This is a genomic window from Streptomyces lydicus (assembly GCF_001729485.1).
GTDB classification, from domain to species: domain Bacteria; phylum Actinomycetota; class Actinomycetes; order Streptomycetales; family Streptomycetaceae; genus Streptomyces; species Streptomyces lydicus_D.
The window spans coordinates 2,940,259-2,956,163 of the sequence record NZ_CP017157.1 but is presented as its reverse complement, the minus strand read 5'-3'; the positions used below and the strand labels follow the sequence as shown (position 1 = coordinate 2,956,163).

Annotated in this window: 13 protein-coding genes; 6 read left to right on the top strand and 7 right to left on the bottom strand. The window is 72.2% G+C overall.

Translation table 11 applies throughout. From position 1 onward, the window contains the following. Window positions 1-27 precede the first annotated feature (27 nt). Window positions 28-1,425, bottom strand: a complete 1,398-nt coding sequence (locus SL103_RS12665) for a DUF6421 family protein (protein WP_079145709.1) — start codon at window positions 1,423-1,425, stop codon at window positions 28-30. Window positions 1,426-1,933: 508 nt separating this feature from the next. On the opposite strand from SL103_RS12665, the gene SL103_RS12660 reads away from it, so the two are divergent. From SL103_RS12660 to SL103_RS12645, 4 genes are all read left to right on the top strand, one after another. After that, the gene (locus SL103_RS12660) at window positions 1,934-2,617 is read left to right on the top strand and encodes a glycerophosphodiester phosphodiesterase (protein ID WP_069568953.1); all 684 of its coding nucleotides are present in this window, start codon (window positions 1,934-1,936) and stop codon (window positions 2,615-2,617) included. Window positions 2,618-2,732: 115 nt separating this feature from the next. Further along, entirely contained in the window at window positions 2,733-3,614 is an 882-nt protein-coding gene (locus SL103_RS12655; RefSeq protein ID WP_069568952.1) for an ABC transporter substrate-binding protein, read from the top strand. Beyond that, complete coding sequence (locus tag SL103_RS12650) at window positions 3,611-4,498, top strand: amino acid ABC transporter permease (protein WP_397740814.1); 888 nt, start codon at window positions 3,611-3,613, stop codon at window positions 4,496-4,498. The genes SL103_RS12655 and SL103_RS12650 overlap by 4 nt, the downstream gene beginning before the upstream one ends. Then, window positions 4,495-5,298 (top strand): amino acid ABC transporter ATP-binding protein, encoded by an 804-nt coding sequence (locus SL103_RS12645; RefSeq protein ID WP_069568951.1) that lies wholly within the window; start codon window positions 4,495-4,497, stop codon window positions 5,296-5,298. The genes SL103_RS12650 and SL103_RS12645 overlap by 4 nt, the downstream gene beginning before the upstream one ends. 14 nt (window positions 5,299-5,312) lie before the next feature. Here SL103_RS12645 and SL103_RS12640 read toward each other — a convergent pair whose 3' ends face one another. Further along, on the bottom strand, window positions 5,313-5,846 hold the full coding sequence (locus SL103_RS12640; RefSeq protein ID WP_069568950.1) for a GNAT family N-acetyltransferase: 534 nt from the start codon (window positions 5,844-5,846) through the stop codon (window positions 5,313-5,315). A 156-nt stretch (window positions 5,847-6,002) separates the two neighbouring features. On the opposite strand from SL103_RS12640, the gene SL103_RS12635 reads away from it, so the two are divergent. After that, on the top strand, window positions 6,003-6,389 hold the full coding sequence (locus tag SL103_RS12635) for a VOC family protein (RefSeq protein WP_069568949.1): 387 nt from the start codon (window positions 6,003-6,005) through the stop codon (window positions 6,387-6,389). A gap of 57 nt (window positions 6,390-6,446) precedes the next feature. Beyond that, on the top strand, window positions 6,447-9,458 hold the full coding sequence (locus SL103_RS12630; protein WP_079145708.1) for an AAA family ATPase: 3,012 nt from the start codon (window positions 6,447-6,449) through the stop codon (window positions 9,456-9,458). A gap of 57 nt (window positions 9,459-9,515) precedes the next feature. Here SL103_RS12630 and SL103_RS12625 read toward each other — a convergent pair whose 3' ends face one another. From SL103_RS12625 to rfbH, 5 genes are all read right to left on the bottom strand, one after another. After that, window positions 9,516-11,648, bottom strand: a complete 2,133-nt coding sequence (locus tag SL103_RS12625) for a condensation domain-containing protein (protein ID WP_069568947.1) — start codon at window positions 11,646-11,648, stop codon at window positions 9,516-9,518. Window positions 11,649-11,702: 54 nt separating this feature from the next. Further along, on the bottom strand, window positions 11,703-12,545 hold the full coding sequence (locus tag SL103_RS12620; RefSeq protein WP_069568946.1) for a hypothetical protein: 843 nt from the start codon (window positions 12,543-12,545) through the stop codon (window positions 11,703-11,705). A 51-nt stretch (window positions 12,546-12,596) separates the two neighbouring features. After that, complete coding sequence (locus SL103_RS12615) at window positions 12,597-13,889, bottom strand: class I SAM-dependent methyltransferase (RefSeq protein WP_069568945.1); 1,293 nt, start codon at window positions 13,887-13,889, stop codon at window positions 12,597-12,599. A gap of 94 nt (window positions 13,890-13,983) precedes the next feature. After that, the gene (locus tag SL103_RS12610) at window positions 13,984-14,619 is read right to left on the bottom strand and encodes a dTDP-4-dehydrorhamnose 3,5-epimerase family protein (protein ID WP_069568944.1); all 636 of its coding nucleotides are present in this window, start codon (window positions 14,617-14,619) and stop codon (window positions 13,984-13,986) included. Next, complete coding sequence (gene rfbH / locus SL103_RS12605; RefSeq protein ID WP_069568943.1) at window positions 14,601-15,905, bottom strand: lipopolysaccharide biosynthesis protein RfbH; 1,305 nt, start codon at window positions 15,903-15,905, stop codon at window positions 14,601-14,603. The genes SL103_RS12610 and rfbH overlap by 19 nt, the downstream gene beginning before the upstream one ends.

Here is a 15,905-nt window from a genome sequence, read left to right as displayed (position 1 = left end):
CCTGTGGCCGGGTGTTCCGGTCGTTGTTCACGCCGCCGCCAGTTCGTTGCTGTGAGCAGTGATGCCCTTGGTGGAGGCGATCACACCGCGCAGCTTCTTGGCGAGCGCCTCGTAGAACATGCTCAGCGGGAACTCGTCGGGGAGCACGTCGTCCACGAGCTTGCGCGGCGGCAGGTCCAGGTCGAGGGCGTCGGGACCCTTGGCCCAGACCGAACCCGGGTGCGGCGCGAGGTAGGTCGAGACGAGGTCGTACGCGGCGAACCAGTGGACCAGCTTGGGCCGGTCGATGCCGTCGCGGTAGAGCTTTTCGATCTCACCGCACAGCTGGTTGGTGACCTTGGGCGCCCGCTCCCAGTCGATGTGCAGTGTGTTGTCCGTCCAGCGTACGACGTCGTGCTTGTGCAGGTAGGCGAAGAGCAGCTGGCCGCCGAGGCCGTCGTAGTTGCGGACCCGGTCGCCGGTGACGGGGAAGCGGAACATCCGGTCGAAGATCACCGCGAACTGCACGTCCCGGGCCTGGGCGTACCCCTCGGTCTCCAGCTTCACGGCCTCCTTGAAGGCGGTGAGGTCGCAGCGCAGCTCCTCCAGGCCGTACATCCAGAACGGCTGGCGCTGCTTGATCATGAAGGGGTCGAAGGGCAGGTCGCCGTGGCTGTGGGTGCGGTCGTGGACCATGTCCCACAGGACGAACGCCTCCTGGCAGCGGTCCTGGTCGGTCAGCATCTCCCGGAGGTCCTCGGGGAGTTCGATGCCGAGCGTCTCGACGGCGGCCTCGCTGACCCGGCGGAAGCGGGCGGCCTCGCGGTCGCAGAAGATGCCGCCCCAGGTGAAGCGCTCGGGGGCCTCGCGCACCGCGATGGTCTCCGGGAAGAGCACGGCGGAGTTGGTGTCGTAGCCGGCCGTGAAGTCCTCGAAGGCGATCCCGCAGAAGAGGGGGTTGTCGTAGCGGGTGCGCTCCAGGTCGGCGAGCCAGTCCGGCCAGACCATGCGCAGCACGACGGCCTCGAAGTTGCGGTCCAAGTTGCCGTTCTGCGTGTACATGGGGAACAGCACGAGATGCGGAAGGCCGTCGGCGCGCTGCCGGGCGGGCTGGAACGCGAGCAGCGAGTCCAGGAAGTCCGGCACGCCGAAGCCCTCGTCGGCCCAGCGGCGCAGGTCGGTGACGAGCGCGCGGTGGTAGGCGGCGTTGTGCGGGAGGAGCGGTGCGAGCTCCTCGACGGCCGCTATGACGCGCTCGACCTCGGCGCGGACCGCGCCGGCGGACGGCGCGCCCTCCGCGGTCAGGTCGATCGAACCGTCCTTGGACTGCCACGGCCGGATGGCCTCGACGGCGTCCTTGAGCGCGGGCCATGCAGGGTGCTCGACCACACGCTCTGCGGTGGGAGTGCCTCCCTGGACACCCACAGGCGAAAGAATTTCCGTCATGACTGCCCTCCGGCGGTAGATCGTGCTGTCAGCACACGGTAACCAGCCGGGGTTCGCCGACTCAAGTGGGGTTACCGAAAATTATCCTGTCGACACCGGCCGGACACGTCACTTTTTCCTGTCCGTGGCGACTACGGCCACACTTCCTGCCAGCAATGCCAAGAGATTCCGCGCTTCCTCCGGCGGACGGGGCTGCCGGCACAGGGCGTACGGCACCCCCGCGACAGCCGTATGGCATATGCCACACGACTACTCCGGGGCGCCCGGAATGCCCCTTCCGCGCGGTTGGTGTCAGCACGGCGCGGACGCGCCCACGCACGGGTGAGTGTCTGGGACCCGGATATGGCGGGTACGCGTACTGGACACACCGCGGTCGACTCCGCAACCGGTTCATCGCCTCGTGGGCCCGTTAGGCTGAGCGCCATTTCGTTCCGCCGTTGTCGACGGTCGACGGTCGACACTGACGAAGAGCCGACAGCAGTACCGAGCCGACAGAAGCGAGGCAGCCTTGTCCTTTCTGACCATCGGACACCGCGGGATCATGGGCGTGGAGCCCGAGAACACCCTGCGCTCCTTCGTACGCGCCCAGCACGAGGGGCTCGACGTCATCGAGCTGGATCTGCACCTGAGCAAGGACGGCGCGCTCGTGGTCATGCACGACGCGGACGTGGACCGGACCACCGACGGCACCGGTCCGATCGCCGAGCGCACCCTGGCCGAGCTGCGGGAACTGGACGCCGGGGAGGGCGAGCGGATCCCCGTCTTCGAGCAGGTGGTGGAGGCGGTCAAGGCGCCGCTGCAGGCCGAGATCAAGGACGTGGCGGCCGCGCAGGCACTGGCCGAGGTGATGCGGGCGCGCGACCTGGTCGGCCGGGTCGACGTGATCTCCTTCCACGACGAGGCACTGGCCGCGATCCGCACCCTGCTGCCGGGGGTGCGCACCGCGCTCGTGGCAAGCCGTTACGGCGCCGATGTGGTGGACCGGGCCCAGGCCGTCGGCGCGACGATGCTTTCGCTGAACATCCGGCGGCTCACCCTGGAACTGGTCGAGCGGGCGCACGCCGCCCATCTGAAGGTCGTCGCCTGGACGGTCAACACCCACGATCAGCTGCGACTGGCGCGCGGCCTGGGGCTGGACGGCGTGGTGACCGACCTCCCGGAGATCCGGCGGGCGGTGCGCTTCACCGCGTAACGGCGCGCCCGGCGGGGGAAATACCCCGTTCACACGCGCGCAACGGGCTTCCAGCATGCGGACGTTTCCCGTAATGATCTCGACAGGGGGCCGTGCCCGCTGCCACTCTCCCGCCATGCGCCTCGTCAACCGCCCTCTCCGCCTTGCCGCTTGCACCGCCGCGGTGCTGCTCACCGCGGCCGTCGGCTGCGCCCCGCAGGACGAATCCCCCGGTGGCCCGCGGGCCGCCGGGCAGGGCCCCCGGAGCTGCGACCGCGGCAAACTGGCCACCGTGGCGCCCGGCAAGCTGACCGTCGGCACCGACAAGCCCGCGTACGCACCGTGGTTCACCGACGACGACCCGGCCAACGGCAAGGGCTTCGAGTCGGCGGTGGCCTACGCCGTCGCCAAGCGGCTGGGCTACGGCAAGGAAGCGGTCGAGTGGCAGACCGTGCCGTTCAACAACGCCTTCGCGCCGGGTGAGAAGAAGTTCGACTTCGACATCAACCAGATCTCCATCAGTCCCGAGCGCAAGCGCGCCGTCGCCTTCTCCTCCGGTTATTACGACGTACGCCAGGCCGTCATCGCCCTGAAGGGCTCCAGGGCCGCGCGCGCCACGTCCCTGGCCGACCTCAAGGACCTCAAGCTCGGCGCGCAGGTCGGCAGCACCAGTCTGGACGTCGCCACCGACACCCTCCGGCCGACCCGGCCCGTGGCGGCCTTCCAGAAGAACGATCTCGCCAAGTCCGCCCTGCGCAACGGCCAGGTCGACGCGATCGTCACCGACCTGCCCACGGCCTTCTACATCACGTCCGCCGAGGTGAAGGACGCCGAGGTGGTCGGCCAGTTCGCCACCGACGGGAAGGGCAGGGAGCAGTTCGGGCTGGTCCTGGACCGGGAGAGCCGGATCACCGGGTGTGTGTCGGCCGCGGTCGACGCGCTGCGCAAGGACGGCACGCTGGGCGCGCTGGAGAAGAAGTGGCTGACCGACACCGTCGACGCCCCGGTGCTCAAGTGACGTACGTGAAGCAGGCGTTGCCCGGGCCTGCGGACGACGGATACGTGCCCTCGCAGCGGCGGATCGAGCGGGAGCGGTTCAAGCGGTCCAGGGCCCGGCGGGCGACCGCGGTCGCGGCGCTGAGCACGCTGGTCACCGCCGTGGTCCTCTTCCTGGTGATCACGGGCTCCCCCGGCTGGCCGCGCACCCGCGAGACCTTCTTCAGCGCCGAGTACGCCCGCAAGTCGCTGCCCAAGGTGCTGGACGGGCTGCTGCTGAATCTGCAACTGCTGGTGGCCTGCGGGGCCGCGGTGCTCGTGCTCGGGCTGCTGCTCGCGGTGGCGCGGACGCTGCGCGGGCCGGTGTTCTTCCCGCTGCGGGCGCTGGCCACCGCGTACACCGACTTCTTCCGCGGGCTGCCACTGATCATCTGCCTGCTGATGGTGGTCTTCGGGGTGCCGGCGCTGCGGCTCCAGGGCGTGACCACCGACCCGGTGGTGCTGGGCGGCTCCGCGCTGGTGCTGACGTATTCGGCGTACGTCGCCGAGGTCTTCCGGGCCGGCATCGAGTCGGTGCATCCCTCGCAGCGGGCCGCGGCCCGGTCGCTGGGGCTCTCCAGCGGGCAGGCGCTGCGCCACGTCGTGCTGCCGCAGGCGGTGCGCCGGGTGGTGCCGCCGCTGCTGAACGACCTGGTGTCCCTGCAGAAGGACACCGGGCTGGTCTCCATCGCGGGTGCGGTGGACGCCGTGTACGCGGCGCAGATCATCGCCGGCCGGGACTTCAACTTCACGCCGTACGTCGTGGCCGGGCTGGTCTTCGTCGCGCTGACCATCCCGATGACGCGCTTCACGGACTGGATCACGTCCCGGATGGACCGCAGGCGGGCCCAGGGAGGCATCGTATGAGCACGACGGAGGACGCACCGGCGGCCGAGGGGGCGGCAGCGGGTCCGGGCGACGGGCCGGTGCTGCGGCTGGAGTCGGTGCGCAAGACGTACGGGCGGGGCACGGTGGTGCTGCGCGACGTGGATCTGGAGGTCGCCCCGCACACCGTGACGGCGCTGATCGGCGCCTCGGGGTCGGGCAAGTCCACGCTGCTGCGGTGCGCCAATCTGCTGGAGGAGATCGACGACGGGGCGATCTTCCTGGACGGCGAGGAGATCACCGATCCGCGGGCGGACGCGGACGCGGTGCGCCGCCGGATCGGGGTGGTCTTCCAGGCGTACAACCTCTTCCCGCACATGACCGTGCTGGACAACATCACGCTGGCACCGCGCCGGGTGCACGGAGTGCCGCGCGCGGAGGCCGAGGCCCGCGCCCATGAACTGCTGGAGCGGCTGGGGCTGGGCGGGCGTTCCGGGGAGTACCCGGACCGGCTCAGTGGCGGCCAGCAGCAGCGGGTCGCGATCGTCCGGGCGCTGGCCGGGCGTCCCCGGCTGCTGCTCCTCGACGAGATCACCGCGGCGCTCGACCCCGAACTGGTCGGCGAGGTGCTCGGGGTGGTCCGCGACCTCAAGGAGGAGGGCATGACGATGGTCCTCGCCACCCATGAGATGGCCTTCGCGCGGGAGGTCGCGGACCAGGTGTGCTTCCTGGACGGCGGGGTGGTGCTGGAGCGCGGCGCGCCCGAGCAGGTCTTCGGCGACCCGCGGCAGGAGCGCACCCGGCAGTTCCTGCAGCGGATCATCCGGGCGGGGCGGCTGTAGGGGCGCCGGTTCCGCTAGCCCAGCGGCTTGACCAGCAGTTCGAACTCCAGGTCGGCGACCTGCGGGATCCCGAACCGCTCGTCGCCGTACGGGAACGGGGTGAACTGCCCGGTGCGCCGGTAGCCGCGGCGCTCGTACCAGGCGATCAGTTCCGCGCGCTGCCGGATGACGGTCATCCGCATCTCGCGGGCGCCCCAGGTCTCCACGGCGGTGCGCTCGGCCTCGGCGATGATGATCTTGCCGAGGCCGCCGCCCTGGAGTTCCGGGCGGACCGCGAACATCCCGAAGTACGCGTGGTCGCCGCGGTGTTCGAGCTGGCAGCAGGCGATCAGCTCGCCGTCCCGCTCGGCGATCAGCAGCCGGCCGCCGTCGGCGTTTACCACGGCGGCCACCCCGGCCGGGTCGGTGCGCTGTCCCTCCAGGAGGTCCGCCTCCGTCGTCCAGCCCGCCCGGCTGGCGTCCCCGCGGTAGGCCGACTCGATGAGCGTGACCAGCTCGGGGACGTCGGTGGCGAGGGCGGTACGGAAGGTCAGCTCGCTGGTCGGCATGGTGGCGCGGTCCTCTCGGGCCCGGCCGGATATGGCCGGCACATGGCGGTCGAATGGCTGAAAGGGAGGCTAACAAGAGAGCCGTGGGCGATGTCAGGGCCGTACGGCCGGGTCTTTTCCCCGGCCGGGCGGGGGCGGCGGCGTAGGGTCGCCGGCATGGTGCACGTACTGAGCAGCCGGGTGCTGTTGCGGCCGTCCGATCCCGAGCGCTCGCGGGCGTTCTACGGCGAGGCGCTGGGTCTGGAGATCTACCGGGAGTTCGGCACCGGGCCCGAGCGCGGCACGGTGTACTTCCTCGGCGGCGGCTTCCTGGAGGTCTCCGGCCGCGCCGCGCAGCCCGCCACCGACACCCTCCAGCTGTGGCTCCAGGTGGCGGACGCGGCGGCCGCGCACGAGGAGCTGCTGGCGCACGGGGTCGAGGTGCTGCGGCCGCCCGTCCAGGAGCCGTGGGGGCTGATCGAGATGTGGATCGCCGACCCGGACGGGCACCGGATCGTGCTGACCGAGGTCCCGGCGGATCATCCGCTGCGCTACCGGCCCTGAGGGCCCCATACCAAACCCGACGGCGAAGTGCAGCAGCGGCGCGCGGGGGCGTGCGTAATGCCCCCATACGCCCTTGTTATCTATGTCACAAGTCGCCCGCCCGCGGACATGCGCTCGATATCGTTTGGATCATTCCGAGCTGTTCGGGGGAATGCTCGTCGACCAGGTGTGCGTGGCTCCTCGCGCCATCTCGAGGTTCTCCTGACCAGGAAGCACTATGTCGGGGGAAGCGCGATGACGTTAGTCGGTCGGAAAGAGGAACTGGCTGTCCTGCGACGGATGTTCGCGGACGTCCAATGCGGCAGAGGTGGCGTCATCATCGTCACCGGCTCCGCCGCTCTGGGAAAGACCGGGATGCTGCACGCGGCGGCCGAGCAGGCCCTGCAGTCCGGTGCCCGATGGCTCAGCGCCACGGCCTGCTCCTCGGAGCAGTTGCTCCCGCTGGGCGTGATGAGCCAGCTGCTGCGGAGCGCGCCGCTGGACGAGCCGGCGACCAGGCGGGCCGAACAACTCCTGGGGGAAGGCGTCGAGCCGGCGGCGGTCGGCGGTCCGGACGCCTCGGAGGGCAGGTCCGCACGCATCCACCAGGGATTGTGCGAGGTACTCCTCACCCTCGCGGCGGAGACCCCCCTGGTCATCACGGTGGACGACGTCCACCAGGCGGACGCAGCATCCATGCGCTGTCTGTCCCATCTGACCCGACGGCTGCGCTCGGCCCGCATCATGGTGGTGCTGAGCAAGCAGCTGGAGGCCGAGCCCGACCTGACGCCGTACACCGACATGTCCCGTGAGCCGCACGTCGGACACCTGGGGCTGCGGCCGCTGACCGAGCCCGAGGTCGCCGGACTGCTCGGCCGTCGCTTCGACGACGACGCCGCCCGGCGGCTCGCTCCGGCGGTGTTCGCGGTCTCCGGCGGCAATCCGCTGCTGGCGACGGTCCTCGCCGATGCCACCGGGTCCGCCCGGGCCGGCCGTACGGGCCGGGCCCCGGTGCCCGCCGAGCCGGTGGTCGACGAGATGTTCCGCCAGGCGGTGCTGACCTGCCTGCGGCGCGGGGACGCCAAGACGGGCCGGGTCGCCAGGGCGCTGGCCGTGCTGGACGACGCCTGGTCCTTCGACGTGCTGTGCCGCGCACTGGACATCGACACGCTGTGCGCCGAACGTGCCGTACGCATCCTGGAGGCGGCCGGGCTGCTCGTCGCCGGGCGCTTCCGGCACCCCGCGATGCGGTCCGCGATCCTGGACGGCATGCCGGCCGCGGAACGGGCCCTGCTGCACCGGCGCTGCGCACGGCTGCTGCACGACACCGGGAGCCCGGCGCTGGACATCGCCCGGCAGCTGATCGGCGCCGGCGGTGCGCCCGACCCCTCGGCGGTCCCCGTCCTGCGGGAGGCGGCCGAGCAGGCGCTGGCCGGTGACGACGCGGCAACGGCCATCCGGTGTCTGGAACTCGCCCACCGGGCGGCCCTGGACCACCGCCAGCACGTCGCCGTCATCGCGGACCTGGCCCGCGCCGAACTGCGGGTGAACCTCCCCGCCGCCACCCGCCACCTGCGGTCCCTGCTGGCCCCGGCGCGGGACCCGCGCCTGCGCTCCGCCGGTGTACTGGCCGTGATCCGGCGCCATCTGCTGTGGTCGGTCGAGGAACGACAGGCCGTCGAGGCGCTGCGGGCGCCGGGCCCGTCCGGAGCCGGGGAGGACCGGCAGCTCGCCACCGAGCGGCAGCTCACCCGGATGTGGCTGGGCTGCACCTTCCCGTCCCTGCTGGAGGATTTCCCCGCGTACCCGGCGGAGCCGGCGCCCGACGGCAGTACCCCGGCCACCATCGCCCTCAATCCGGAGCTCCTGGCGGCGACGCTGCTGTCCACCGCGCTCCGGGACGAGGACGGCAAGGACGTGGTGGCGGACGCCGAGCACATCCTGCAGAACGCCGCGCTCGGCGACCACACCTTCGAGATGCTGGCGTTCGCGATCCTGGCGCTGTTCCACTCCGACCGCCTGGACAAGGCGGCGGTCTGGTGCCGGAGTCTGCAGGCACAGGCGGTCGCGCGCCGGGCCCCCACCTGGCAGGCGGTGTTCGCCGCGCTGCAGGCGCAGATCGCGCTGCGGCAGGGAGAGCTGTCGGCGGCCGAGGAGCATGCCCGCACCGCGCTGCGGCTGATCCCGCGGCGGATCTGGGGACCGTTCGGGTTCCTGGCCTCCGGTGCCGTCGCGCTCGCCTGCACCGCGATGGGCAAGGACACGGAGGCGGCGGACCAGCTGACCGGCTCCCTGCCGGAGACCGCCTTCGACTCGCTGTACGGCCTGTACCACCTGCACGCGCGCGGACAGCACCACTTGGCCAACAACCGTCTGCAGGCCGCCCTGGGCGACTTCCTGGCGTGCGGCGAGCTGATGACGGCCTGGGGCGTGGACGTCCCCACGCTCGTACCGTGGCGGTCCGCGGCGGCGGAGGTCCTGATCCAGCTCGGGGACCGGGCGCGAGCCCGCGAACTCCTCGACGAGCAGCTGGCCCGCCCCCGCGCGAACAGCCCGCGCCTCCGGGGCACCACGCTGCGCCTGCGCGCCGCGACCGTCGAACTCCAGCGGCGCCCGGCGCTGTTGACGGAGGCGGTGGAGGAACTCCAGTCGGCGCACAATCCGTACGAACTGGCCCGGGCACTGGCCGATCTCGGTGACGCGCATCGGGCGCTCGGTGCCGCGGGGCGGGCGCGGATGGTGTCCCGGCAGGCGTGGAACGCCGCCCGGCACTGCCAGGCCGAGCCGCTGCTGCGCCGGCTCAAACCGAGCCCCGGCGCGGAGGAGGTGGACCGACCGCTGCGTGTCCAGGCCGGCCCCGCCGACATCGCCTCGCTGAGCAGTGCCGAGCGGAGGGTGGCCACCCTCGCCACGCTCGGCTACACCAACCGCGAGATCAGCCGCAAGCTGCACATCACGGTCAGCACGGTGGAACAGCACCTGACGCGGGTGTACCGCAAGCTCAATGTGCGGCACCGTACGGAGATCCCCTCGGACCTGGACCTGGTGGTGGACAGCCGGCGCGTGGGGGCCGAGCGGCCCGTGGGCTGACGCCTCCGGCGCCGGACGGGGCGGCGTACCCGCGGGGGTACGCCGCCCCGTCGCCGTTCAGGCGCGGGCCGCGCGCAGGTGCTCGGCCAGGGTGACCGGGGTGGGGTTGGCGAAGACGTCGGCGAGCCTGACCCGTACGCCGGCCAGCTTGCCGCTGCGCTGTGCCACCTTCGCGGCGAGCAGCGAATGGCCGCCCAGCTCGAAGAAGTTGGCCTGCGGGCCCACGTCGTCGCGTTCCAGGATGTCCTGCCACAGCTCGATCAGGTCCGCCAGCAGCTGCCCGTCGGAGTCGTCGGAAGCACCGGCGCCGGTGGCCCCGTCGGCGGCGGCCCGGCGCTCCAGCTCCGCGAGGTCCGGCCGCCCGTCGGCGGCCGTGGGCAGCGCGTCCAGGACCACGAAGGCTCCCGGTTCGGCGGCGGCCGGAAGTTCGGCGCCGACGCGCTTGCGCAGCCGGTCCAGGAGCTGCGGGTCGTCGGGGGCCGCGAGGAAGGCGACCAGTCCGCCGGTGCCGGTGTCGTCGCCCTTCCGCAGCACCGCGGCCGCCGCGCGCACGCCGTCCTCGGAGGCCAACAGGGCCTCCAGGCGATCGAGTTGCACCGGTACGCCGTGGACGGTGACCCGACGGTCCGCCCGGCCGAGGACCTCCAGCGTGCCGTCGTGGCCGCGGCGGGCCAGTTCGCCGGTACGGCGGTACGGCCCGTGCAGCGGGTGTTCGCCGTCGTACCCGTCGTCGGCAGCGGGGCGGGAGGTGGCCACGAGGCACAGTTCACCGCGCACGCCGGGCAGCGCCTCCCGGCCGTCCGGGGCGGCCACGAACCCGGCCGCTCCCCCGGCGCGGACCGTCTCCTCGTACCCGGTCCGCAGCGCGGCGCGGTCGGCGTCGGTGCCCACCTCGATCTCCGCGACGGTCCGGTCCGCCGCCTCGCCGAGGCCGGACAGCAGTGCGTCGTAGCGCCGCACCAGTGCCCGGGCGTCCGCCTCGGCGAGCGCCTCGGTGCCGTGGACCGCGCGCAGGGAGAGGGTGTCCGGCGTCGCGAGAACGTTCAGCTCCAGGTCGAACTTGCAGTACCCGGTCTCGGCGGGCTCCGTGCGGGCCGGGGCGTCGCCGAAGGTCAGGCCGGCGTCGCCCGGGGCGGGGACGTAGTTGAACACATGGCGGAAGAGCGAGCCGCGCCAGGACGCGCCGGGCCGGGCGACCTCCCCGAGCAGGCCGTCGACCGGGGCATCCGCATGGGACAGGGCGCCGAAGAAGACGTTCCGGGTACGGGTGACGAGCGCGCGGAACGGTTCGCCGGGGTCCACCGCCGTCCGCAGCGGCAGGGTGTTGACGTGGTAGCCGATGGCGTCCGCCGCGCCGTCGCCGCGCACGTTGACGGGCGTGCCGACGACCAGGTCGGGGCCGGCGCCGTGCGCGGCTAGCAGCAGGTAGTAGGCGGCGAGCAGCACCACGGCCTCGGGGGCGCGCAGTTCCTTGGCCAGCTTGCGCACCGCCGCGGTCGCCCCGGGCGAGAGGGTGTGGTCCAGCCTGCCGCCGGCCAGCGTGGGGCGGTCGGGGTTGTGGCCGGTGCCGCAGTCCGTCTCCAGCGCGCCGGGGTCGAAGCCGGCCAGGTGGTCGCGCCAGAAGTCGGTGCTCCGCGACCGGGGGGCGGGTTCGTCCAGCACCGGGACCGGTCCGGTGCCCTCGTCGGGCGGGTAGGGCTGCTCGCCGCGCAGCACCCGTGCGTACGCCCGGGCCAGGGAGCGGGTGAAGACGCCCGCGGAGACGGTGTCGAAGACCAGGTGGTGCACGACGAAGCAGAGCACGTCGTCGTCGCCGTCGGCGAGGACGCCCGCACGGATCAGCGGGCGGCCGTCGAGGGCGAACGGCGGGGCGGCGAAGGAGGTCAGGGCGGCCTGCGGCCCGTCCGCCGAGGGCGCGATCTCCTGGACGTCCAGGTCCGCCTCACCGGGGGCGAGCACCGAGGCGGTGAGGGTGTCGTCGGCGGCGTGGAAGACGGTGCGCAGGGCGTCGTGGCGGCGTACCACCGCGGTCAGGGCCGTCCGCAGGGCCGGGCGGTCCAGCCGGCCGCCGATCCGCAGGGCCGCCGGGACGTTGTTGGCGCCCGCACCGGGTACGAGCCGGTCGAGCATCCACAGCGACCGTTCCTTGGGCGAGGCGGTGCGCGCTGTGGCCCCCGTCGAGAGTGACATCGCGGTTGGTCCCTTCCTTGCAGTGTGTGACGTGCGGTTGAGGTGCGGGATGGGTCAGCGGGGTGCGGTCAGCAGCTCGGTCACCGCCCGGCCCACGCCGGGGTCGCGGAGGATGTCGAGGTGGTCGATGTGGAACTGGATCTCGTGGCCGGCGAGGTCGGCGGCCGGGGTCGAGTCCCGTGAGCTGACGGCGGTGCCCCGGGCCCAGACGCGGCTGGGGTCCACCTGCCGGGCGGCGACCAGGTAGCGGACGAAGGAGACGAAGGTGTCCGACAGTTCGCGGCCCAGCTCGACGTCCAGTTCGCTGCGGATGAAGGCGGTCTCCACGACCTCCTCGAACATCCGGGAGTACCGCGCGCCCAGCCGGTCGAAGTCGTCGTCCTCGGCGAACAGCCGGTGCGCCTCGGCCTTGCAGTGGCGGACCTCGTCCTCGGTGAGGATGGTCGCGTAGTGGTCGATGACATTGCAGAAGTCGTGCCGGAGGTTGACCGAGACCGGCACGGAGGGGTCGAACATCAGCACCACGGGCGGCTCGGACTGGATGCGGCCGATCTCCTCGGCCAGCGCGGCCGCGAAGACGCTGCCCACGCAGTAGCCCATGACGGCCCGGACGTGCCGGCCGGACTCCGTGACCGCGCGCATCCAGCGGGCCACGTACGCGGCTCCGCCCATCTCGGTCTCCTGCCCGAGCGGGGGCTGGGTGGTCTCCCAGACCGTCCGGTCCGCGGGCAGGTTGGGGACGATGTCGAAGAAGCTGGACTCGCGCCGGCCGGTGGAGGCGTAGTCGACGGCCAGCACCAGCTCGCCGGGGCCGCCGTCATGGAGGACCTTCCAGCCGTCCGGGGTGGCGGAGGCGGCCGCCCGGGGTGCGTCCGACGCGTTCAGGGATGTGTTCACGAGGGCCTCATCTGTGGGAGTTCTTCGGCGTGCCGCGGGACATCCCGGGCGTCACCGGGCGGGCGTCCGGTCGGCGACCAGGAAGGGGTACTGACTGGTCGTCAGTTGCAGCCGGGCGCGGCGGACTTCGGCCGGGGTGGGCGCGCTGCCCAGGTCCGCGAGGAGCTGCCGGATCGTGCGCTCGCCGTCGACGGCTTCGTACAGCGGGCGGACGGCGGCCGGCGGCTTGGCCGCGGGAAAGGCCGTGGTGGTCTCCGCCTCCTGGTAGCCGCCGTCCGGCCGCCGGGTCCAGCGGCGCTGCTGGGCGGCGCTGGGGCGGTGCACGGTGTCCAGGAACGCGCGGTCGCGCTCGGCCTCGGTGGCGCGCGGCCGGCCGGCCCGGCCCAGGTAGAACCACAGCATCGGCGAGCGGTCCATCAGCAGCAGGTTGACCAGCTGCCAGCGCGTCGGGTCCGGCAGCGCGTCATAGCGGGCACGCAGCTCGCCGTCCGGCACCGGGACGTCCCACTGGTTGCTGTCGCTGACCTGGTCGAAGGCGTTGACGGTGGGCGTCTCCAGGGCGAGGCCGCAGCCGTCGGCCATCGCCGCCAGCTCCTCGACGGAGTAGCTGTGTTCGAGGGGGCTCATCCAGCTGTCGGCCCAGGCCGCCTCGTCGGTGTACTCGAACATCTCCATCTTGCGGCCGAGCAGCCCGTCCGCGGGTACCGACTCCCCCAGCCCGCGGGCGAGCGCGAGCCGCTCGGGCAACTCCCCCACCCGGTCGATGCCCATCAGGGTGAGCGCCTTCTGGAAGGCGATCATCTCCTGGCGGTGGTAGGTGTTGTAGACCATCAGCTCCAGCACGGCGTCCGGGCGCAGCGCGGCGGCCAGCGACCGCAGGCAGACCGACGGGTTCGGGTTGTGGTGGATGACGCCGGTGCACAGGACGTAGTCGAACTGCTCGCGGTACGGAGCCTTCGTCAAGCCCTCGTGACGCAGCGTCAGGTTGGTGACGCCGAGGCTGCGGGCGTTGGCCTCGCACAGGGCGAGGGAGTTCTCCGAGGCGTCGGTGCCCAGGACGCGGGCGCCCGGGAAACGCAGGGCGGTGATCAGCGCCTGGTTCGTGCCGCAGCCGGCGACCCAGATGTCGGCGTCGACGGGTACCCGGCCACCCGTGTCGTCACCCACGTCCTGGCACAGGAAGCGGGTGTAGAAGGCCGGGTCGTCCAGCGTGGTCAGCTGGTGCGGCGACCAGGGGTAGGGGAAGGCACCGTAGAAGGAGTTGAGGGTCTGGCCCTCGTGGTCCCCGCGCGCCGGTTCGGGGGCGCTCGGGGGCTGGTGCGTCGGTACGCGCTGCTCGGACACGGCTGTTACGACCCTCCGGGTTCGGTTGCGTCGGCCTCCCGCGCGCGTGCGGCGCGCGGAGGGCTGGGGTGTGCGGGCGGGGAAAGGCGGTGCGTCACGAGGGGGCCGCCGCCGGCGCGGCCGGGTCCGCGGCCCGGCGGAGCCGCTCGTAGAGCGCGAGGCAGTCGTCGTAGCCGGGCAGCAGCCCGGACCGTGCCGCCTCGGCGAGCCCGGGCGCCCGCCGGTCCTTCTCCGAGACGTGCAGGTCCTTCGCCGGTCCCCAGTCGATGGCGAGGTCCGGGTCGAAGGGGTCGAGGTCGAGCTGGGTGCCCGGTACGAACGGGGTGGAGCACAGGTAGCCCACGCAGGTGTCGTCGGTGAGGGCGAGGAAGGCGTGCCCCAGGCCCTCGGCGAGGTACACGGCCGCGCCGGACTCGGCACGCAGCACCTGGCTCTGGTGCCGGCCGAAGGTGGGCGACCCCAGGCGGATGTCGACGATCACGTCCAGTACGGCACCCCGGTGACAGGTGACGACCTTGGCCTGGCCGGGTGGGGTGCGCGTGCCGTGGATGCCGCGCAGCACACCGCGCGCCGAGACGGAGAAGTTGGTCTGGGCGACGGTGAAGGGGTGGCCCGCGTGGTCGGCGAGTTCACCGGGCCGGTACGCCTCGTAGAAGCAGCCGCGGGAGTCGGTGATCTTGTCGGGGGACAGCAGCAGGCTGCCCTCGATGCTCAGTTCGCGGTACCGCATACGAACTCCCGGATCGAGGCGCTGACGTAGTCCGTCATCTCCTCGGTCAGGCCCGGGAAGACGCCGATCCAGAAGGTGCTCCCGGTCACCGTGTCGGAGTTGACGAGGTCGCCGACCACCCGGTGCGGCCGGTCGAGGTAGGCGGGGTGGCGGGTGAGGTTGCCGCTGAAGAAGCGGCGGGTGCCGATCTTGCGGGACTCCAGGAAGTCGGTCAGCTCCTTGACCTTGAACGAGGCGTCGGGCAGCACGGTGAGGGCGAAGCCGAACCAGCTGGGGTCGCTGCCCTCGGTGGCCCGCGGCAGCAGCAGTCCGGGCACGCCCTCCAGCCCCTCCCGCAGACGCTGCCAGTTGCGGCGGCGGGCCTCGCCGAACGCGGGGAGCTTGGCGAGCTGGCTCAGCCCCAGGGCGGCCTGGAGGTCGGTGGACTTCAGGTTGTACCCGACGTGGGAGAAGATGTACTTGTGGTCGTAGCCGTGCGGCAGCGTGCCCATCTGGTAGTCGAACCGCTTGAAGCAGGTGTTGTCCTCGCCCGGTTCGCACCAGCAGTCCCGGCCCCAGTCCCGCAGTTGCTCGACGATCCGGGCGAGCGCGAGGTTCGACGTGAGCACGCTGCCGCCCTCGCCGGTGGTGATGTGGTGCGCGGGATAGAAGCTGACGGTCGCCAGGTCCCCGAAGGTCCCGGTGAGCTGCCCTCGGTAGGTCGAGCCCAGGGCGTCGCAGTTGTCCTCGACGAGGAACAGGTCGTGCGCCTCGGCGAGTTCGGCGACCTCGGCCGCGGCGAACGGGTTGCCCAGGGCGTGCGCGACCATGATCGCGCGGGTGCGGGGCCCGATCGCCTCGGCGATCCGCTCCGGGGTGGTGTTGTACGTCCCCAGCTCGACGTCGACGAAGACCGGGACCATGCCGTTCTGCAGGATGGGGTTGACCGTGGTCGGGAAGCCGGCCGCCACGGTGATCACCTCGTCGCCGGGCCGCAGTCGGCGGTCCTCCAGCTGCGGTGAGGTCAGCGCCGACAGGGCCAGCAGGTTCGCCGACGAACCGGAGTTGGTCAGATGCGCCTTGCGCAGACCGAGGGCCTTGGCCAGCTCCCGCTCGAACCTGCGGGAGCTGACCCCGGCCGCGATCCGCATGTCCAGCGCCGCCTCGACCAGCGCGACCCGGTCGTCCTCGTCGAGTACGGCGCCGGACGGCCAGATGGGGGTGACCCCCGGGGTGAATCCCCGGCTTTCGTGCTCCTGGTGGTAGCCGCGCACCTGCTCCAGGATCCGCGCCTTGCTGTCGGTCAT